Raw genomic sequence first — 18323 nt, forward strand, 5'->3', positions numbered from 1 at the left:
GAGGGGGCGTCCAAGAGGTTCAAGCCATGAAGCAAAAGACGCTACCCCCATTGAACTGGCTGCGGGCATTCGAGGTGTCTGCCCGCTGTTTGAACTTCACCCATGCTGCCGAAGAACTGTTTTTGACCCAGGGGGCAGTCAGTCAGCAGATCCGCCAACTGGAAAGCCATCTTGGGGTGGCACTGTTCAAGCGTTTGCCCCGTGGCCTGGGACTGACCGAGGAAGGCCAGGCATATCTGCCGGTGGTGCAGGATGCGATCACGCGACTGGCCGTGGGGACCAACGAGATTTTTGGTCAGCACAAACGTCGGCCGATCAAGGTGCGTGGCAGCCTGGCGTTCTTCGTGCATTGGCTGGCGCCCAAACTGGCGGGGTTTAGCCAGGCGCATCCGCATGTCGATATCCGCTACATCAGCAATATCTGGGTAAAGGAGCTGGACGGTGAGGATGACATGGAGATTCGCTGGGGCCACGGTCAATGGCCTGGACTGGTGTCGCAGCGCCTGACCTGGGACACGCTGTTCCCGGTCTGCTCGCCGGACCTGATGGCAAGGTCGCCGCTGACGGTCCCCGCGGACGTGTCGCACCATCCGCTGTTGCATGTTCTGGGCTACGAAGAGGGTTGGGGTTACTGGTTGAACATGGTCGGTGCGGACACCGTCGACTTCTCGACCGGCATGCAGTTCGACACATTGATCTCGACTTTGCGCATGGCCGAGTTAGGGCAGGGGATCGCCTTGGCGCGGTCCTCGATGGTGGAGGAGATGCTTCAGGATGGACGGCTGGTCGAACCCTTTACCCAGCGTATCGAAGCCAGCGAGTCTTTTTACCTTGTGCGCGGTTCCGGGGCCGAGCAACACCCCGACGCAGTGATGTTTTCCACCTGGCTGGTCGAGCAGGCACATCGTTTCAAATGAATGGCCGGAGCCAACCATGCGTTATGTGAGTACCCGAAATTCGGCCGTGCAGGTCGACTTCGAACAGGTCGTATTGTCAGGCATTGCCGAGGACGGTGGGCTGTTCGTACCGCTCGAACTGCCGCTGTTCGAATCGCAGGACATCGCCAACTGGTCGACCTTGCCCTATGACGAACTGGCCTACAGGGTGATCAGTCCGTTTGTGGGAGAGGCGATCCCCGAGACAGACCTCAAGCGCATGCTTAAAGAGGCCGGCAGTCAATTCAGCCATCGTTCCCTGGCGCCCTTGCATCAGGTCGATCGTAACGAGTGGGTGCTGGAGCTGTTCCACGGGCCGACTCGCTCCTCGAAGGATTTTGCCGCGCAATTGCAGGCACGGCTGGTGCCGTATTTTCTGCGCAAGCGCGGGCGTCGCGGGGTGGTGATCGGCGCCACCAACGGCGATACCGGGCTGGCGGCCGTCGAGGCGTTCAAGCACTGCGAGGAAACGCTCGTGGTGGTGTTTTACCCGGAGGCGGGCGTGCCTCAGGACCAACTCCAGCATCTGCAAGCAGCGGCGCACCCAAGGGTTCATCAGTTCGCGGTCAACGGCAGCTTCGACGAGTGCCAGACCATCGTCACCCGGCTGTTCCGACAATGGCCGTATGCGCATTACGAGGTGATCAGTTTCAACTCCAGTAACTGGGTCAGTGTGTTGGCGCAACTGGTGTTTTACTTCCACGCCGTGTTGCAACTGGGAGGCGGCCAGCGACCGATTGGTTTCAGCGTACCGGCGGCGAGTTTTGCCGAAGTGTATGCAGGCTACATCGCGCAAAAAATGGGCCTGCCGATTACCCAGATGATTGTTGCAACCAACCAGAATGACGCCTTGCATCAGTTGTTTCAGAAGAACCACTACAGCAGGTCACGAGCCAACAAGACGCTTTCGCCTGCCATGGACCTGTCGATCTTTTCCAATCTGGAACGGTTCCTTTGGGAGCTCTACGGGCGTGACGCCCAAGCGGTGTGTGCCCTGATGGAGGGGTTCGAGTCCAGCGGCGAGATGGTCATCGCCAACGAGTTCTGGTTGCAGGCGCGGATGATCATCGACTCCTACGCAGTCAGTGATGAGCAGACGCTGACGGAAATCACCTCGTTGTATCACGACACCGGTTACGTCATCGATCCGCACACGGCCACTGGCGTGCTGGCCGCCAGGTTGTATCGGCGAAGCCTGGTGGCGCCAATGGTGACCCTGGGGGAAATCTCACCGGTCAAGTCGGCGGCACTGCTTGGCGAGTTGGGCATCAGTGTGGCGGGGCTGCAACCTGCGGTCGCGACGCAAGGACAGGCGCAGGTTTACCGGATTCAACCGGACGATCTCGACACCATCCATGAGCTGCTCGGCGCGCTGTAAAGGCACGCCAACAGGAGGCCACGTGAAGCGAATTCTGGACCCTCTCGATGAACACATCATCGCGGAATTACAGCTCAATGGCAGGGCTGCACACGCCGAGCTGGCGGCCAAGGTCAATCTGTCACGCAATGCGGTGCGCCAGCGGATAGAAAGACTTGAACGCGACGGGGTAATACAGGGATATACGGTACGCACGGGGGAGGGGCGACAAGCCACGTCGAACATCAACGCGGTGATTTTCGTTTACCGCTACGACCGGATGCGGGGAGCGGAAGTGTTGCAAGCGCTGCGGGCAATTCCGGAAGTCATCCAGTGCGATGTCATGAGCGGCGAGTTCGACCTGATGCTGCGCGTGGGTGCTGCGAGCCCACAGCGGGTGCATAAGGTCTGGACTGAAATTGCCGCGTTGCCCGGGGTGGAAAACACCGTGACCTCCTTCGTGCTGTCGTCTGTCGTATAGCCCATTTTCCGTACCGCTAAAAGCCAACGTGTGTTGGCTTTTTTTATGCCTGAAGCTTTGTCCTGACACTGGTCAAAACGCCCATAAAATAGAGCAAATTGGCCTATTTCACTGCCCTGGGCCCAGCCCTAACCTAGTGCCCAACAACCCATCACCCGGATCGAGGGCATAACAAAATGACTGAATACAAATTGGCGCTGGTTGGCTTTGGTGGCGTTAACCGGGCATTGGCTCAGCTGATTGCCGAACGTAACGAACAGTGGAAAACAGAGCTGGGTTTCACCCTGAAAATCGTCGGCGTGACTGACTTGTTTCTCGGTTCGGTGATTGGCCGCGAAGGGCTGGACGCCAATGTTCTCGCCCAATTGCCGGCCGTCAAAGGTGCTTTGGCGCAACTGTCGGGTGGCGACGTCACAGCCCTCAATGAAGCGGTGATCAAGGGTTCTGGCGCGGACATTATTGTTGAAGCCACGTTTACCAACCCGGTGGACGGTGAACCGGCGACTTCGTTCTGCCGTTGGGCGCTGGAGGGCGGCAAGCATGTCGTCACCACCAACAAAGGCCCCATCGCCTTGCACGGCGCCGAGCTCAAGGCACTGGCTCGACGCAAGCATGTCGCCTTTGAATATGAAGGCTCGGTCATGAGCGGCACGCCGGTGATTCGCCTGGCCAGGCAGGCGCTGGCGGGCAGCTCCATTGTCGGCTTTGAAGGAATTCTCAACGGCACGTCCAACTTCGTGCTGACCAGCATGGAAGGCGGCCTGGGGTTTGCCGAGGCTGTCAGCAAGGCTCAGGAGCTGGGTTACGCCGAAGCCGACCCGACGGCAGATGTCGAGGGTCATGACGTACGCCTGAAGGTGGTGATCCTGGCGAATGAACTGCTGGACGCGAAGCTTACGGTCAGCGACGTCACGTGCAGCGGCATTTCGTCCCTCAGCCTTGGCGACATCGAAAAAGCCCGGCAGAGCGGCGCTCGCTGGAAGCTGATCGGGTCGGCGATGCGCCATGCCGACGGCTCGATCAGTGCCAGTGTCGAACCGCGGCTGTTGAACAACGACCATCCGCTAGCCAGTGTTGGCGGCGCGACCAATGCGGTGTCGTTTACCTCGCAACTGCTCGGTGCGGTAACAGTTTCGGGGCCGGGAGCCGGGCGCACGGAAACAGCGTTTGCGCTGCTCTCGGACATCATCAGCATCCATCAATCCATTGCACGTAACCAGGAGTAAGCCTGTGAAATTATCGCGCCTGGTTCTGGATGTCGTGGAGCCGCCCATTGAAGTCTTTAACGCCTATGATGGTTCCGTCATTGGCAGCGTAACGAATGTCTGTGCGTCGCAAGTTCCGAAGTTGTTGGAGACGGGACGCAGTGGTGCACTGGCGTGCGCCGCGTTGGCGCGTCATCGTCGGGCTCGCATTCTTGAGCAAGCCGCAATCAACATCGAACGTGATGCCGGTGTGTTTGCCAGGCTGATCGTCGACGAGGCCGGGAAGACCCTCAAACAGGCGGAAAAGGAGGTCAAACGCTGCGTCAACACCCTCAAGCTATCGGCCGAGGAGGCCAGGCGCAATGCCGGGGAGGTGGTGCCTTTTGACGCTTATGAAGGCTCCGAATCGCGTCAGGGCTGGTTTTCCCGTGAACCGCTGGGCCTGATCGTTGCGATCACGCCGTACAACGATCCGTTGAACCTGGTGGCGCACAAGCTCGGTCCGGCCATTGCGGGCGGTAACGCGGTGATTCTCAAACCCTCCGAGCTCGCGCCATTGTCGGCCATTAAACTGGTGTCTTATCTGGTCGCTGCAGGCTTGCCTGAATCAGTGGTCACAGTCGCCACCGGCGGCGCGGAACTGGGCAAGGCGTTGGTCGCCGCCCGTGATGTGCGGATGATTTCCTTCACCGGCGGTTTCGTCACCGCAGAGCAGATTGCCCGCACGGCCGGGTTGAAGAAACTGGCCATGGACCTGGGCGGCAATGCGCCGGTAATCGTCATGGGCGACTGCCGCCTTGAGGCCGCTGTCGAGAGTTGCGTATCCGGAGCCTTTTGGGCAGCGGGGCAGAACTGCGTAGGCACTCAGCGCTTGCTGATTCAGGCGTCGATTTATGAAGCGTTCCGAGAGCGTTTTGTCAGTCAGGCCCGTGCGCTTGTGGTCGGCGATCCATTACTGGCCGTTACCGATATCGGCCCCATGATTACTGCGCAAGCCGCGCAGAATGCCGAGCAAGTGGTGAACGAGGCCTTGCAAGAGGGCGCCACGTTGCTCTGCGGCCATCGGCGTGAAGGATCGTGCTATGCCGCCACCGTGTTGGAAAGCGTCGATCACGCCAGTCGACTCTGGCGCAATGAAGTCTTCGCTCCGGTGGTGGTACTGCAATGCTTCGAGAGTTTCGATGAAGCCATCGCGTTGGCCAATGAGCCCGAATACAGCCTGCATGCAGGGATTTTCACCAATGATCTGGCAACCGCGATGAGCGCGGCACGGAGGATCGAAGCCGGGGGAGTGATGATCAACGACTCTTCCGACTACCGCTTCGATGCGATGCCGTTTGGCGGTTCCAAGTACGGTAGCCTGGGTCGGGAAGGAGTGCGTTTTGCCTACGAGGAAATGACCCAGCCCAAGGTGGTGTGCCTTAACACGTTGGGTTAGTCGATTCGCGGTAAATGGATGGCATTGGGTCGGTTTGGTCACCGGCCCAATGCGTTTTGCTGAAGGGGGAGAAAGAAGAAGTTGAATATTGCCACTGAGCTGATAATCGCCAGGAAAGCGTCTGGCGCCTCTTACACACCGCCGTACTGATACACGGTCGCACTCCAATACTGGCTGCCGTTACGTTTTTGGCGAGCCCATCCGTCGGCCACCAGTTGATTGGCGATCATTCGATTCATAAAGCCATGACCGAGCAGCAGAACCGGTCCATCGCTGGCAAGGGACTGCAATCGTTTAGCTGCCGTGCTGGCGCGGATCCTCGCAGTGCCGGCGGATTCGACATTGCGTGAGTAACCGCACAGCCATAAGACCCGAAGGATAAATGCCCAGGTAAACGGCGATAGCCGTGGCAGTTTCCAATGACCCCAAGGTAGTTGTGCTTCGCAGAAAAGTGCGTCGACCAGTGCAGGCTTCAGGCCGAGCGCCTGGACGGAGGTCAGCGCACGAGGCGCGCTGCTTGAAACAATCACCGTGGCGGTTGCGGCGAGTTGCATACTGGCTTGCGGAACCGGGTGGTGGGTAATTTCGGATCGGTTGTATTGCTCGATCCAGTCTTTCATTTCGAGCGCTGAGATTTTGTCGGTTGCGGCCAGTTTTGGCTGGCCGTGACGCATCAGGATTATTTCCCTGTTCAAAACTTTACGTCCTTGTTCTGGTGTGTGGTAAATGACCAAAAGGTGCGGTTTCAGTTGTCGAGCATGACGGATGAGCTTTTTTTCTTCGAGGCACGCGTGCTGTGGTTTTCAAACCAGCCGTGATCACGGTACCACGCCACGGTATCAGTGATTGTCAGCTCTAGCGCCCGGAAACTCAGGCCAAGCTCCTGTTCACTCTTGCGGTGGTTGAAACAGGTGCGGTCCTCCTCTCGTATCAACAGGCGCAACGTGGCCATGCTCAGCAGAATAGGCTTGCCGGTAAGGCGCGCATAGATCTCCTGCACAGCCGCCAAGGTGTATAGAAAGGGGAGCGGTAGTTGTCGAACGGGTGTCTTGACGCCCGCTATACGTCCTAGAACAGGGACCAGCTGACGCATCGTCATATGCCGGCCCGCCGCGAGATAGCGCTCACCTCGTCGGCCATGTTTGGCGGCCGCGATCAGCGCCCATGCCACATCACGGGCATCGACAACGGAGAAGCTGCCAGGGATCAGCCCGGGCAACTTGCCGTTCACGACATCGTTGACCAACTGTCCCGAGGAGGTCGGGCCAATGTCGGCAGGACCCCACATCCAACCGGGCAGGACCATGCAGGCATGCATCTCGGGATGTGCTTCCAGGAACGACAAGACGACACGGTCGGCGAGGATCTTGCTGCGGTAGTAGTCATCCGCGTCGGCGTCGGCCCGCAGACATGTCTCATCGATGGACGAGCCAGGTGCGCCGTCAAGCACGGCAATGGAAGACGTATGGATGAATCGTCGTATACCGGCGCGGTAAGCCTGGTGGATCAGGTCCCGCGTACCGGCGACATTGATCTTTTCGAGTTCCTTCCAGTGGCTGCCGCCCTTGTAGTTGTCGCGAAAGAACGCCGCGGTGTGAAACACCGTATCGCAGCCTTGCAGCGATGCTGCGAATGCGTCGACATCGGCCATGTCACCAACGACCAGCTCCACACTTGGCAGATTGTTGAACTGCTGTTCACCCTTGGCTCTTGAACGGACCAGGGCTTTGACCGCGTAGCCACGAGCGACCAATTCACGCACAAGGTTGTTGCCCAACAAGCCGGTTGCACCAGTAACGAATGCGCTGTGCATGGCTCAACCCTCAGCCGGATAGGCTAACGGCATCAGCACCGCACTGTCGAAGAAGGCCTCTTCACGAATGGCCAGGCCGTTTTTGAAGGTGAAATGTGCGGCGTAGTGCGCGGTAATATGGCGTCCATGAGGTGGAATCACCCGGCCTGGCAGCACCAAGGGTGCGGCGAATGTGCCGGTCAGGAAGGCAGTCAGCGCCAAACGATCGTTACCGACGGCGAATGGGCTGAAAATTACTTGGGCATCGGGGAGCGCTTCGAACAATGCAATCTCTCGTTTGCGCATGGCTTCGCGACCGGTTTGTATCCCCGTGCCATCGAGGTAGATGAAGTCTTCGCAAACCAGCGCAAGCATCGCCTCCACATCACGGCGATTGAAGGCACTGGCGGCGCGTTCCGCATAGTCTTTGGGTCCAGTAGTCATGCAGTCCATTCCATTCGTTTCGAGGGCCTGTAGATATACCTTTGAGGCCTCTCCCGAAAAACAGCGACTACTGCATAATGGCTTTGCACATATGCAGACCAGGGAGGACAGGACGCATGGCGTTGCAAGCAAATTGGGACGATCTTCGTCTGCTGTTGGCAGTCTCGCGGCGTGGCAGCTTCCTTCAAGCTGGCCAGTTGCTAGGTATCGCGGCGTCTACCGTGTCCCGCCGCCTGACCCAACTTGAGGTCGCACTGGGCGAGCCACTCGTCGAGCGGGGCGTTGAAGGATGCTGGTTGACCTCGCGGGGCCAATCCCTCGTGGAAGTTGCCCTGGCTGCGGAAGCTGGCTTGAGGCGTCAAACCGCTGCTGGCTTATCCGAGCTACACACAGCGCTATTTGGCAGTGTCCTGGTCAGTGCAGGAGAGGGGTTCTCGACTTGCGTGCTGGAGGCCGCGAGTCGTTTCACTTCTCTGCACCCGCGTTGCTCGGTGGAGTTGATGGTAACAGCCGACTTTCACAAGATCGTCCGCGGCGTGGCAGACATTGCTGTACGTACAGCTCATCTGGGTGAGCCGTCGCTGATTTATCGACCAATAGGCCGGCTCGCCTACGGTGTCTTCGCTGATGCAGGTTATCTGAAGCGGTTTCCAGGGGTGACCCCGGCCACGGCGGTCAATATTGCCTTGCTTCCCCCGCTGGACATGTTGCCGCAAATGCGTGCGGCAAGGGCCGGTGGTCTGGACCGCGCGCAGATCAGCGTGAACTCGTTCGCCGTGCAGCTCGAATCGGTGAGGCGAGGTATGGGGGTGGCCGTACTGCCCCGTCTACTGGCGAAGGATCTGATCGGGTTGTTCCCGGAACTACACCTTCCAGATATGGAGGTCTATCTGGTGACCCGGCCTCAGGCATTAAAGCAGGCCCACATCAAATGTTTTTTTGCCATCCTGGAGCAGGTGCTGCTCGAAGCCCTGTCCATGGAAAATGTCGAAGGTTTAGGGGGACCACTTCCGATAGTGTAGTGTTGGAGCTACAAAGGATGTTCCAGGCTTTTCGTTTCTTTCCAGGATGGATGTTTACCCAATGCTCAAGTTCAATGCTCATCTCGGTTTTCAATTCAATGAGTTGCCTTTTCTTCAACGCATCGAAGCCGCCGCTGCCGCTGGATTTCGGGCGGTGGAGTTTCCGTCGCCCTATGAATTCGACGCCAGTCTCCTGGCCGACCACTTGGCTCAATACGCTCTTCCTCTGATTCAGTTCGCCGCACCGGCGGGTGTCACTAAAGGCATTGCTGCCCTGCAAGGCAAGGAAGAAGAGTTTCGCGCTGGCCTGGTCCAGGCCGCCAGTTATGCAAAGGTGCTGGCTTGTTCGGATGTCCACATCATGTCTGGAATTACGACGCAGGATGAGGCTGCGCTTATCTTCGGGAGCAACCTGGAGTATGCAGTCAAGTACTTCGAAGATCAGGGGTTGCGGCCCCTTATCGAAGTGATCAGTTCGAAGGAGATGCCGGGCTATTACATGTCTGACTTCAGCAGGGCGCAACAGGTGCTGGAGACCTTCCCGAGTGTTGGGCTGATTCTCGATCTTTACCATGCCCAGCTTTTGACCGGAGACGCAGCAGATGTTCTGGCTCGATTTTATGACCGAACTGTCCATGTGCAAATTGCTGACTGTCCGGGTCGTCACGAACCGGGAACGGGGAGCATCAACTTTGCTGCCTTGTTCGCGGCGTTGGAGCAGCGTGGCTACCCAGGATGGATCGGCTGTGAATACCGTCCTTCCGGCTCTACCGTTGCGAGCCTTGACTGGATTAAGCAGCTAAGGACTTAGCACTTGCGGGCACGAGTTACCCTGATGCACTCCTCTGGCGGAGAAGTGCCAGTCGTGGCTCTGATTATGAGAAAACACTTTTTCAATACCCGGCAATAGACTGGGTTTTGCGATGAGCGTGGAGCGCTTGTCAAAGACCCACTCAAAGGATGAGCACATGAGCCGTACCGGCCATATCTGCCTGATGGCAACCTATAACAAATGGATGAACGAAAAGATCTATGGAGCAGCCAGGTGCTTGTCCGATGATGAGCTCTCAGCTGATAGAAAAGCGTTCTTCAGGTCGATTCTCGGGACGCTAAACCACGTGGCAGCCGGAGACACTGTGTGGTTAAAGCGATTCGCCAAACATCCAGCGAACCACTCGGCATTGGAACCGGTGAGGCGACTTCCTGATCCGAAAAACCTTGACCAAGCGTTGTTCTCTACTATTCGAGAACTCTCAGTGTATCGAGAGAGGCTTGATCAGATAATCGTCGAGTGGGCTAACTCTATTACAGAGTCCGATCTAGACCATACCCTCCATTACGCCAGCTTGAAGGGTGTAGTGTCCGACAAGGACTTTTACAGCCTGGTGATGCATTTCTTCAACCATCAGACTCATCATCGTGGCCAGGTTACTACGCTGCTTTCACAGGCTGGTGTCGACATAGGTGATACAGATTTGGTCGTCCTCATCCCATCCCGATCCGGCGGGGGCTTTCGCTAACCCACCCGGATCTTTTTCCAGCGCACCCGATGCGCCAACCGAAAACGGCCCGGTTTAGCGTTACCCTTCGACGGCCATGCGCGTGGCCAAGCCTGCGAGGACCGTCCCCATCAGCCAGCGCTGCACGGTCTGCCACACGGGCCTGCTTGCGAGGAATGTCGCAATGGAGCCAGCCATGACGGCAATCAGGGCGTTGACGCTCACGCTAATGACGATCTGCGTAAAGCCAAGCACGATGGATTGCGCCAGCACGCTGCCGTGGTCGGCGGGGTTGATGAACTGGGGCAGCAGCGACAAATACATGACTGCGATTTTGGGATTCAGCAGGTTGGTGACAAACCCCATCATAAACAGCTTGCGCGGGCTGTCCTTGGGCAGGTCGCGCACCTGGAATGGAGAACGGCCGCCGGGCTTGACCGCTTGCCAGGCCAGGTAGAGCAGATAGAGTGCGCCGCCAAGTCGCAGGGCGTCATACGCATAGGGAACCGCCAGGACCAGGGCTGTGATGCCCAATGCGGCGCAAAACATATAAACGACGAAACCCAACGCCACGCCACCCAGGGAAATCAGTCCGGCCATTCGTCCCTGGCAGATCGATCGCGAGATGAGATAGATCATGTTCGGGCCGGGAGTCAGCACCATGCCGAGTGAAATCAGGCCGAAGGCAAGCAGGTTGGACAGTTCGGGCATGGCGTAACTCCTGAAGGAAGAGATAACGTATTGGAAGCTCCGCAAAATCTGCATAAAACGGTTTTCGCGATCTCTGAGGTATGAACCTGGATGGAGCGGACGATAGTAGGGCGGCCAAAGGGAGAGCGTTAGATACAGATTGACTGACAAAACGTCATACAGCGAAGCTCACCGGCAGGGTGCCAGCGGCCGTCTGACGACCCACCTTGAACCATGCGGCGTACAACGCCGGGACGAAGAAAATCGTCAGTAGCGTCGCCACGGTGAGGCCGCCCATGATCGCAATTGCCATCGGTCCCCAGAACACACTGCGCGTTAGCGGGATCATTGCGAGCACGGTAGCCAGCGCCGTCAGCATCACCGGACGGGCTCGGTGAATGGCGGCATCCAGCACAGCATTCCACGGGTCACGCCCTTCGGCGATCTCGGTTTGTACCTGATCGATCAGGATCACCGAGTTGCGCATGATCATGCCACCCAGTGCGATGATGCCCAGGATTGCGACGAAGCCCAGCGGCGACTGGAACACCAGCAGCGCCGGCACTACACCAATCAGGCCCAGCGGTGCGGTCAGCACGAATACTTTCGCGGTAGTGGTCGGTTTTTATTTCATTACTGCCAATACATCGAGTTTGTCATGTGAACCTTCTGAATCAGTCAAAATTCTCGACCAGGCATTTGACCTCGTTCGTCATCTGCGCCTGATCACTCTAGCCGTGGGTGGGTTGGAAATGGTGGGGATCAATCGTTGGCCACTGCGCTGTCGTTGACCTATTCCAGCGGAATACTGCTGCGATTCAGAGGCTACAAGGTGGTGGGTGGCTGCCTGCTTATACAGACCGTGGGCATGCTGCTGATATGGCTTGCGCCGATTCCTGCGCTGGCCAGGCGGGTTTCTAGTGGTGCTCTGCCTATGTTGGCGGAAGGGCCGTCTACGCGATTAATACCGCTTGCTGCGCACGCCTGAGTTGCTGGAGCAGGCCGAGTGGGCCGCGAAGTCGGCGGCCTATGATGCTTTGGTGAATCAGAAACAGGGAATTGTGTTCGATCGGCAGGACACCGGAGAGGGATGCTGCTGAAAAGTCGCTGAAGCGTGCGCGAAGCGACATGAATCCACAACAACCTTCAGCAACATTCCAAGGTCCAGATGCAGCGAAACCCGCACTGGGCGGGCTTCGTTGTTGTCTCAAATGGGCCGGGCGCGTTTGAACTGGCCTGTATTTCCCCAGTAATCATTGGGATTGACGTGCGTCATTGACTCAAGGCATACACAGGGGCATACACGCTGCTGGCTGCAGTGCCGTGTCAGGCAATAAAAATTCCCCGTGATGAGCGTTCCTACGGCCATAGCCTCAAATCACATTGCTGCAATGGATCGTGACGCGTAATGCTGGCGGTTGGAGTCCTCGTTGAGCATCTGAACCGAAGCGATTACCGCGCCTTGGCTTCCCGCTCTCAGATGGGAAAAGGAGGCTTAACCAAACTTAACAGCTCACGGGCACGAGGCTAAGCCACTCTCGACCAATAAATACGGGCATTTAATCCGAAATTTCGGTGCGTTTGTAGGTGGTTAACATTAGCAATTTGTTCACCTTCAACTTTTTTACTTGTCTGATGGAAACACTATTTCCTGCTTGCGTTTGCCGGCGTACTCGGCATCGGCGAAAGTCATTTGCTTCATCGGGAAACTCGGCGGGTGGAGTCTGGGTATTTTGCCAAAATCAGGAAGTCTTCTTCAGGGTTTCCCTAGAGGGGGGCATCATTGATGGTCCCCCTTTTTTGTCAGGGCTCGACGAGAAGGAATCCCGTTGGAACGTGTCTTAATTTCGCCGTGCTGTGCGCCTCGCTACGCCGGCAACACTTACGGGTGTGAGTGGACGCCCGACCACAGCCTCTGCCTGGGGAATCAAACTGTGTACTCCAGGGATCGACAAGGTCTCTCCCAGCTCCAGCGCGCACATCAGAACGAATCCAGCCAGAAGAAAGCCGCATGATTTCATCAAGAGGTTCATTTGGTTTTTCCTCGCACAAAGTTGCTCGGTAAGTCCTCGGCGTTGGGCAGGTCTTTCAACTCGATTTTTTTGGCATTCGTTGAGTTATTAAAAGCGAAATCTTCAGGTGCAACGGCATCGCCGCTTTTCCAGTCGCTTAGCTGAATGCTGTACTGCGGACCACCGGCAACCTTTTTTGACGTAACGGAGTAACGGCAAGGGTAGGGCCGCTCGCCCTGGGCAATCCATATTTGCCAATCCACCTCTTTCTTCCTGAAAGCCAGGTGATCGCATTCGACACCGCCAATAACACCGCTGCCCAAGTCTTTGATGTTGGTCACGTCTGCCATCAACTGATCTTGAGGGTCTGACATGAACAGGTCAGCGCCGGGAAGTGGCCTGTCGTATTTATCCCGCAGTACATCGAACAGATGGTCAAGCGTGCCCGGAACTTCGATCTGCGTGTAAATGTTTTTACCTTTACCAATCAACGTGAGCGTCTTGCCATCAAACAACATTTCCATGTCTGCAAAGCCGCTGGAACGTGTAGTGTGCAGCTTGTCAGGCCGGTTGATCGACGTAGCACCGGAGCCTGCCAGGGCCAGTCTTTGCTGATCTTTAGTGACCACTTCAAGAATGGTGTCATAGTTGAACGATATGTTTTTTTGCGCTGACATGTAGTCGGACATGTTCTTGAGTTGGCTTTTGGCATAGGCCTCATCGGCATGTGCCGCTTGAGTTATGCCCAATCCGGCGATTAGGGCAAGTCCTGCTCCAGTAATGCGGGCTACGGAGGGGATGATCAATTTTCGGGCGATCTTATCCATTGCAAGTCACCGCTATATGTATGCCGGGGTGGCAGTACGAATACATAACGCTAGTCGCATCATGATTGCTTCGCCGTATTTTGCCCGACCATTCATCCGGTCTCAGATTCAAAGCGTTCGTTGATAGCAGAAATCAGCACGCTCGAATCTGACAGTCGCACCGGTTAAAAGCGCCAGACGCCAAGTGTCGCCCATTGGGTTGTCAACCGTACGGTCCTTGTCGTCCACCGCCGATGAATCATAGGCCACACCAATGTTCACCCGCAGTTTAGGCGTGAGCTGGTTCTGGGCGCCGATGGGCAGGTATCATGTGTCTTTTTACTTGGCAAACGCTGAAACAAACTAGCTGATCGCCTTTGTCACAAAGGTAGTGAGCCCGCTCATATCTGTTGCTGGCCGATTTCTGCCTGTGAGCGATCACTCCGGCGTCATCAGTGCCGCGAGCGTCATCTTGATGAACTCTTCATTCTTGTCGATCGCTTCCAAGGCGCCACGCACATTGCCACCGACCTCGGTTGCTCCGCGTTGCTCGACCTAAAACATAAGCTCCATGATGGCAGCCTCCAGGGCGAGCTGGTTTTTCGTTGATCTTGAACAGCAGGGAAGGGAACAGGTCTGAATTCGGCATAGGCGATTACTCGGAGGATGAGGGCATCGCAGCAGTGGCCGTTCTGGTTCGCGTGATTGCCATGTAGTGGGTTACAGCGTTTCTGGTGATTCTGTGCTACAGCTAGGGGCTACGTGTCTGTACTTTTCAGTTACAGTTGCGTATCCAGGAATAGTTAGCGACTACTTGCAAGCGTTGCACATGGAAGGGAATCAAAAACATGGATGGTTTGCGTTCTGTACAAGTTATCGCCGTGACCGGCGGAAAGGGCGGCGTCGGTAAGACGACTGTGGCTGTGAATCTTTCATTGGCGCTGGCGAAACTTGGAAGGCAAGTCGTATTGCTTGATGGCGATCTTGGCTTGGCGAATATCGATGTCCTGTTGGGGCTTTCCCCACAGTACACGCTTGCCGATTTAATCGAAGGTCGCTGTGAGCTATCCGATGTACTTTTGCGCGGTCCGGGCGGGATACGAATCGTCCCCGCGGCTTCAGGCTTCCAGAGCATGGTGCATTTGTCTCCGGCTCAGCACGCAGGCCTGATCCAGGCCTTCAGTGAAATCGGTGACAGTCTCGATGTGCTGGTGATTGACACAGCTGCGGGCATCGGCTCGTCGGTGGTCAGTTTCGTCCGGGCGGCCCACGAAGTCTTGCTGGTGGTCTGCGACGAACTGACCTCGATCAGCGATGCCTACGCACTGATCAAACTGCTTAATCGTGATTACGGAATGGACCGTTTCCGGGTGCTGGTCAATATGGCGCAGAGCCCGAAGGAAGGTCGCGCGCTGTTCGCTAAATTGGCCAAAGTCACCGATCGCTTCCTCGACGTAACCCTGCTGTATGTGGGAGCGGTTCCGTACGATGAATGTGCGCGTAGGGCAGTGCAGAAGCAGCGAGCAGTCTACGAACACTTTCCGCGCTCCAAGTGCGCCCAAGCATTTCAGGAAATCGCTTTAAAGGTCGACGCTTGGCCTTTGCTGGCTACCCCCAGAGGGCATATGGAGTTCTTCGTTGACCGACTCGTCCATAATTCGAGAAGGTGACATTTCTCTCCCGGCCGTATGAGTGGTGCGAATGTGGTGTCCGCTTATGCCTAGTAAGCCTGGAGGCGCTTTTGTTGGGTCGGCTTGCGCAAAACCTCCTCTGGAAGCCGCGTGTTTCCGTTTGCATAAGCACAAAAAAGCGGGTGTTTTGCTACCCTTATAAGTGGCTCTATTCGTTTAGAAACAATAGGTTAGACTGCCACAGCCCCCAGCATGGGGTACTAGTGCATTAAGGCCAGCGTGGTACTTGGCAGAAAACAGTCAGGAGCAAACTATTCGCGGCATCTTGTATCATCAGTCTGGAGCCAAACAATGCCATGGGTGAAGATCCGATGGCGATTTACTGTGTTCCATGTACTCGCACCTTTTCCAACGTGCCTGCTCATTCTCGCCATAGTTGCAGCATCGCCTTAGCGGATAGGTCTTACAGTTCTTCAGCTTTTTATGGTTGCTTGGAGGAATGGGGTCAATGGCTGGGTTCAAAAGAAGCCTAGTTTCCGAATCACGTAGCTGTTGGAGCAGCCTCTCGCTCTCCTGGCGGCAATATTTGGCATTCTTAACCATTTGGGCAATGGGGCGTAGGAACACGATTTTCGTTCTGGTTCTGACCATCAAACCTGCTCCATACCGTTCTTACACAACCTCGGTCGATAGCAACCATCCCGGCGCAATCATCACCGCGAGCGTCATCTTGATGAACTCTTCGTTCTTGTCGATGGCTTCCAGGGCTCCGCGCACGTTGTCGGCGACATCGGCCGATCCGCGCTGCTCAACCCAATCGGAAAGCTCCAGGATGGCGGCCTCCAGCGCGAGTTGGTTTTCGTTGATCTTGTACAGCAGGGAGGGGAGCAGGTCTGAATGTGGAATCGCAACTCCTCTGTTTTGAGGACAGCGTAGCATCGCGTTACATGAAGGATGTTTAACGATCGGCAGGACGCCGGAGGAGGGTAAAAGCGGGTTAGTTCTGGAACAGCATCGGAATGCCAAGACATGCTGCTCAACCTAAACTCTCGTCACAGAGTGGCGGCAGTTAGTTATTGTATTTTAATGATGACCTTGCCTTTTGATCTCCCTTGCCCGACATAGCTCAACGCCTCGGCTGTCGATTCGAAAAGGAAAGTTCGGTCGATCACCGGCTTTATAATGTCGGACTCGATGAGCGCCGTTATCTCATCCAGCTGGGCACCACTGGCACGCATAAATACGAACGCGTAGCTGACGTTACGCTTGCGAGCTTTTCTGCGGGTACCGCTGCTCAATAAACGCATCACCAAACCCAATCCCCAAAACAGTTTTTGCTCTTCAGCGAACTGTGGAGTCGGCGGCCCCGAGATGGAAATGAGCTGTCCCCCAGGCTTCAGAATGTTGAGCGACTTTTCCAGTTCATCAGCGCCCAAGCTGTTCAATACGACGTCGTAGTCCTGCAAAACGGTTTCGAAGTTTTGCTTCTTGTAGTCGATGACAACGTCCGCTCCCAGCGCTTTAATCCATTCAACATTGTTTGTGCTCGTGGTAGTCGCAACGAAGGCGCCCAGATGTTTGGCGAGCTGGATGGCGATGGTGCCGACACCACCTGAGCCGGCGTGGATAAAGACCTTCTGGCCTTTTTTCAGCCTGGCGGTTTCAACCAGCACTTGCCAAGCCGTCAGCGCAACCAGTGGGAGGGATGCGGCCTCTTCCATGCTTATGTTTTTAGGTTTCAACGCGAGTGCGTCTTCGTGCACCGCAATCAGCTCGGCGAACGTGCCTATGCGCTCCTGAGGAGGGCGTGCGTAGACCTCGTCACCTGGCCTGAAGCGCCGCACAGCTGAGCCCACACCAACCACCACCCCAGCCAGGTCATTGCCCAGTATCAAAGGGAATGAATACGGCAAGATCAGTTTGAATTCGCCTGTACTGATCTTTGAATCAAGCACGTTGACGCTTGTGGCATGCACTTGAACCAGGACGTCATGTGCACCCACCTCTGGCGCGGGCACCTCGGCGATACGGCCATTATTCTTGCCGTAACGGTCGATTAGAAATGCCTTCATGTTGATTCAACTCTCATAGTTTCAAATGGGAATGGCCGAACACGCTCAGGCATCCAGGAATACCGTTGCCTTGGCCACGAAGTCGGCATGATGTTGGAAAATTCCGCCATGCCCTGCGTCTTCGTAAATGATCAGGTGTGAATTCGGGATCCGGTTTGCCAAGTCGGTAGAGTTCTTCGTGGGCACCATGATGTCGTTGTCACCGTTCGCGATTAGCGTCGGTATCTGTATGCGACTGAGATTTTGTGGGGGTTGTCTGCCCCATGCGTGAATGGCTTTCAACTGCCGCAAAAAAGCGGTTGGCGTTGGATTTTTGTCTCGATCTTTCCTGCGCTCCTTCAGGCGATTCAGAAAGTCCTTGGCGGCTCGCCGGCCATTGACCGTAGAGGTGAAGAATAGGTAGGTCTTTGGATCGCGCAACGTCAGCAAACCTTTAAGCATCAATGGCCATGACACGGACCAGACCTTGTCGATGCCGCTACCGCCAGCAGGCCCTGTACCGGTCAGAATCAGTCTGCGCACCAGGTCAGGGGCGCTCAGAGCAATTTCCTGGGCCACGAATCCTCCGAGTGAAAAACCCAGCAGGTCGACCTTTTCGAACCCCAGCGCACGAATCACAGCAATGGCATCGTTTGCCATTTCGCTGACCGTCGCAGGGGCGATGCCATCTGAGGCACCGATTCCCCGATAGTCAGTGGCGATGATGCGCCTGGTGCTTGCGAGCCCATCCATGATCCGTGGGTCGAAGTTGTCCAGCACTGCGCCCCAATGGTTAAGCAGAACGAGCGGCAACTCACCCTTAGGGCCTATGTCACGGTAAGCGAACGCTGCTCCTTCGACCTTGATCCATTCGTTCGCTGCATTTACGAACTTTGTGCGCGATCCGGGATGAAGTTTGGTGTCTTGAATATTCATGTTTGTCCCGTGATGCGGGTCGAA

At 56.3% G+C, this 18323-nt stretch carries 17 protein-coding genes and 3 pseudogenes; 9 read left to right on the forward strand and 11 right to left on the reverse strand.

Annotated features, from left to right (window positions below; genetic code table 11):
* Positions 1–26: 26 nt before the first annotated feature.
* The 5 genes from ACSQ87_RS12300 (at position 27) to ACSQ87_RS12320 (ending at position 5416) form a co-directional block, all read left to right on the forward strand.
* A complete protein-coding gene (locus ACSQ87_RS12300; protein ID WP_223431508.1) occupies positions 27–917 on the forward strand; it encodes a LysR substrate-binding domain-containing protein in 891 nt (296 codons plus the stop codon).
* Between the two features lie 16 nt (positions 918–933).
* The gene (thrC, locus tag ACSQ87_RS12305; protein WP_223431509.1) at positions 934–2313 is read left to right on the forward strand and encodes a threonine synthase; all 1380 of its coding nucleotides are present in this window, start codon (positions 934–936) and stop codon (positions 2311–2313) included.
* A gap of 22 nt (positions 2314–2335) precedes the next feature.
* Positions 2336–2773: an Lrp/AsnC family transcriptional regulator gene (locus tag ACSQ87_RS12310; RefSeq protein ID WP_223431510.1), complete on the forward strand. Its 438-nt coding sequence runs from the start codon at positions 2336–2338 to the stop codon at positions 2771–2773.
* Between the two features lie 176 nt (positions 2774–2949).
* Positions 2950–3999 carry a homoserine dehydrogenase gene (locus tag ACSQ87_RS12315; protein ID WP_223431511.1) on the forward strand — a complete coding sequence of 350 codons (1050 nt, stop codon included), beginning with the start codon at positions 2950–2952 and terminating at the stop codon, positions 3997–3999.
* A 4-nt stretch (positions 4000–4003) separates the two neighbouring features.
* Positions 4004–5416, forward strand: coding sequence for an aldehyde dehydrogenase family protein (locus ACSQ87_RS12320; protein WP_223431512.1), 1413 nt, complete (start codon positions 4004–4006; stop codon positions 5414–5416).
* Positions 5417–5547: 131 nt separating this feature from the next.
* On the opposite strand, the gene ACSQ87_RS12325 is transcribed toward ACSQ87_RS12320, so the two are convergent.
* From ACSQ87_RS12325 to ACSQ87_RS12335, 3 genes are all read right to left on the reverse strand, one after another.
* Positions 5548–6090, reverse strand: coding sequence for a histidine phosphatase family protein (locus tag ACSQ87_RS12325; protein ID WP_223431513.1), 543 nt, complete (start codon positions 6088–6090; stop codon positions 5548–5550).
* 71 nt (positions 6091–6161) lie between these two features.
* The gene (locus ACSQ87_RS12330; protein WP_223431514.1) at positions 6162–7229 is read right to left on the reverse strand and encodes an SDR family oxidoreductase; all 1068 of its coding nucleotides are present in this window, start codon (positions 7227–7229) and stop codon (positions 6162–6164) included.
* 3 nt (positions 7230–7232) lie between these two features.
* On the reverse strand, positions 7233–7652 hold the full coding sequence (locus tag ACSQ87_RS12335) for an ester cyclase (RefSeq protein WP_223431515.1): 420 nt from the start codon (positions 7650–7652) through the stop codon (positions 7233–7235).
* A gap of 116 nt (positions 7653–7768) precedes the next feature.
* Here ACSQ87_RS12335 and ACSQ87_RS12340 point away from each other — a divergent pair, with 116 nt between their 5' ends.
* The 3 genes from ACSQ87_RS12340 (at position 7769) to ACSQ87_RS12350 (ending at position 10194) form a co-directional block, all read left to right on the forward strand.
* Positions 7769–8674 (forward strand): LysR family transcriptional regulator, encoded by a 906-nt coding sequence (locus ACSQ87_RS12340; RefSeq protein WP_223431516.1) that lies wholly within the window; start codon positions 7769–7771, stop codon positions 8672–8674.
* A 61-nt stretch (positions 8675–8735) separates the two neighbouring features.
* Positions 8736–9485, forward strand: coding sequence for a hydroxypyruvate isomerase family protein (locus ACSQ87_RS12345; RefSeq protein WP_223431517.1), 750 nt, complete (start codon positions 8736–8738; stop codon positions 9483–9485).
* Between the two features lie 157 nt (positions 9486–9642).
* Complete coding sequence (locus tag ACSQ87_RS12350; RefSeq protein ID WP_223431518.1) at positions 9643–10194, forward strand: DinB family protein; 552 nt, start codon at positions 9643–9645, stop codon at positions 10192–10194.
* Positions 10195–10254: 60 nt separating this feature from the next.
* On the opposite strand, the gene ACSQ87_RS12355 is transcribed toward ACSQ87_RS12350, so the two are convergent.
* The 5 genes and pseudogenes from ACSQ87_RS12355 to ACSQ87_RS12375 all read right to left on the reverse strand — a co-directional run bounded on the left by ACSQ87_RS12355 (position 10255) and on the right by ACSQ87_RS12375 (position 14330).
* Entirely contained in the window at positions 10255–10884 is a 630-nt protein-coding gene (locus ACSQ87_RS12355) for a LysE family translocator (protein ID WP_150655587.1), read from the reverse strand.
* A 154-nt stretch (positions 10885–11038) separates the two neighbouring features.
* Positions 11039–11461 (reverse strand): annotated as a pseudogene (locus tag ACSQ87_RS12360) (efflux RND transporter permease subunit); the annotation flags it as partial.
* A 1431-nt stretch (positions 11462–12892) separates the two neighbouring features.
* Entirely contained in the window at positions 12893–13702 is an 810-nt protein-coding gene (locus ACSQ87_RS12365; RefSeq protein WP_223431519.1) for a DUF2092 domain-containing protein, read from the reverse strand.
* A gap of 171 nt (positions 13703–13873) precedes the next feature.
* Positions 13874–13999: pseudogene (locus tag ACSQ87_RS12370) on the reverse strand (transporter); the annotation flags it as partial.
* Between the two features lie 120 nt (positions 14000–14119).
* Positions 14120–14330: pseudogene (locus ACSQ87_RS12375) on the reverse strand (hypothetical protein).
* A gap of 199 nt (positions 14331–14529) precedes the next feature.
* Here ACSQ87_RS12375 and ACSQ87_RS12380 point away from each other — a divergent pair.
* Positions 14530–15351 carry a MinD/ParA family protein gene (locus ACSQ87_RS12380; RefSeq protein WP_223431520.1) on the forward strand — a complete coding sequence of 274 codons (822 nt, stop codon included), beginning with the start codon at positions 14530–14532 and terminating at the stop codon, positions 15349–15351.
* Between the two features lie 633 nt (positions 15352–15984).
* On the opposite strand, the gene ACSQ87_RS12385 is transcribed toward ACSQ87_RS12380, so the two are convergent.
* The 3 genes from ACSQ87_RS12385 to ACSQ87_RS12395 form a co-directional block, all read right to left on the reverse strand.
* Positions 15985–16218, reverse strand: coding sequence for a hypothetical protein (locus ACSQ87_RS12385; protein ID WP_223431569.1), 234 nt, complete (start codon positions 16216–16218; stop codon positions 15985–15987).
* Positions 16219–16385: 167 nt separating this feature from the next.
* The gene (locus ACSQ87_RS12390; RefSeq protein WP_223431521.1) at positions 16386–17384 is read right to left on the reverse strand and encodes an NADP-dependent oxidoreductase; all 999 of its coding nucleotides are present in this window, start codon (positions 17382–17384) and stop codon (positions 16386–16388) included.
* Positions 17385–17429: 45 nt separating this feature from the next.
* Entirely contained in the window at positions 17430–18299 is an 870-nt protein-coding gene (locus ACSQ87_RS12395) for an alpha/beta fold hydrolase (RefSeq protein ID WP_223431522.1), read from the reverse strand.
* Positions 18300–18323 lie beyond the last annotated feature (24 nt).

The sequence above is a fragment of the Pseudomonas sp. LjRoot277 genome, from assembly GCF_964253845.1.
GTDB lineage: Bacteria > Pseudomonadota > Gammaproteobacteria > Pseudomonadales > Pseudomonadaceae > Aquipseudomonas.

Excerpts from the sequence above, each read along its gene's own strand:
- ACSQ87_RS12300 (WP_223431508.1), top strand. The coding sequence starts at position 27 with ATGAAGCAAAAGACGCTACCCCCATTGAACTGGCTGCGGGCATTCGAG.
- thrC (WP_223431509.1), top strand. The coding sequence starts at position 934 with ATGCGTTATGTGAGTACCCGAAATTCGGCCGTGCAGGTCGACTTCGAA.
- ACSQ87_RS12315 (WP_223431511.1), top strand. The coding sequence starts at position 2,950 with ATGACTGAATACAAATTGGCGCTGGTTGGCTTTGGTGGCGTTAACCGG.
- ACSQ87_RS12325 (WP_223431513.1), bottom strand. The coding sequence starts at position 6,090 with ATGCGTCACGGCCAGCCAAAACTGGCCGCAACCGACAAAATCTCAGCG.
- ACSQ87_RS12330 (WP_223431514.1), bottom strand. The coding sequence starts at position 7,229 with ATGCACAGCGCATTCGTTACTGGTGCAACCGGCTTGTTGGGCAACAAC.
- ACSQ87_RS12335 (WP_223431515.1), bottom strand. The coding sequence starts at position 7,652 with ATGACTACTGGACCCAAAGACTATGCGGAACGCGCCGCCAGTGCCTTC.
- ACSQ87_RS12340 (WP_223431516.1), top strand. The coding sequence starts at position 7,769 with ATGGCGTTGCAAGCAAATTGGGACGATCTTCGTCTGCTGTTGGCAGTC.
- ACSQ87_RS12345 (WP_223431517.1), top strand. The coding sequence starts at position 8,736 with ATGCTCAAGTTCAATGCTCATCTCGGTTTTCAATTCAATGAGTTGCCT.
- ACSQ87_RS12350 (WP_223431518.1), top strand. The coding sequence starts at position 9,643 with ATGAGCCGTACCGGCCATATCTGCCTGATGGCAACCTATAACAAATGG.
- ACSQ87_RS12355 (WP_150655587.1), bottom strand. The coding sequence starts at position 10,884 with ATGCCCGAACTGTCCAACCTGCTTGCCTTCGGCCTGATTTCACTCGGC.
- ACSQ87_RS12365 (WP_223431519.1), bottom strand. The coding sequence starts at position 13,702 with ATGGATAAGATCGCCCGAAAATTGATCATCCCCTCCGTAGCCCGCATT.
- ACSQ87_RS12380 (WP_223431520.1), top strand. The coding sequence starts at position 14,530 with ATGGATGGTTTGCGTTCTGTACAAGTTATCGCCGTGACCGGCGGAAAG.
- ACSQ87_RS12390 (WP_223431521.1), bottom strand. The coding sequence starts at position 17,384 with ATGAAGGCATTTCTAATCGACCGTTACGGCAAGAATAATGGCCGTATC.
- ACSQ87_RS12395 (WP_223431522.1), bottom strand. The coding sequence starts at position 18,299 with ATGAATATTCAAGACACCAAACTTCATCCCGGATCGCGCACAAAGTTC.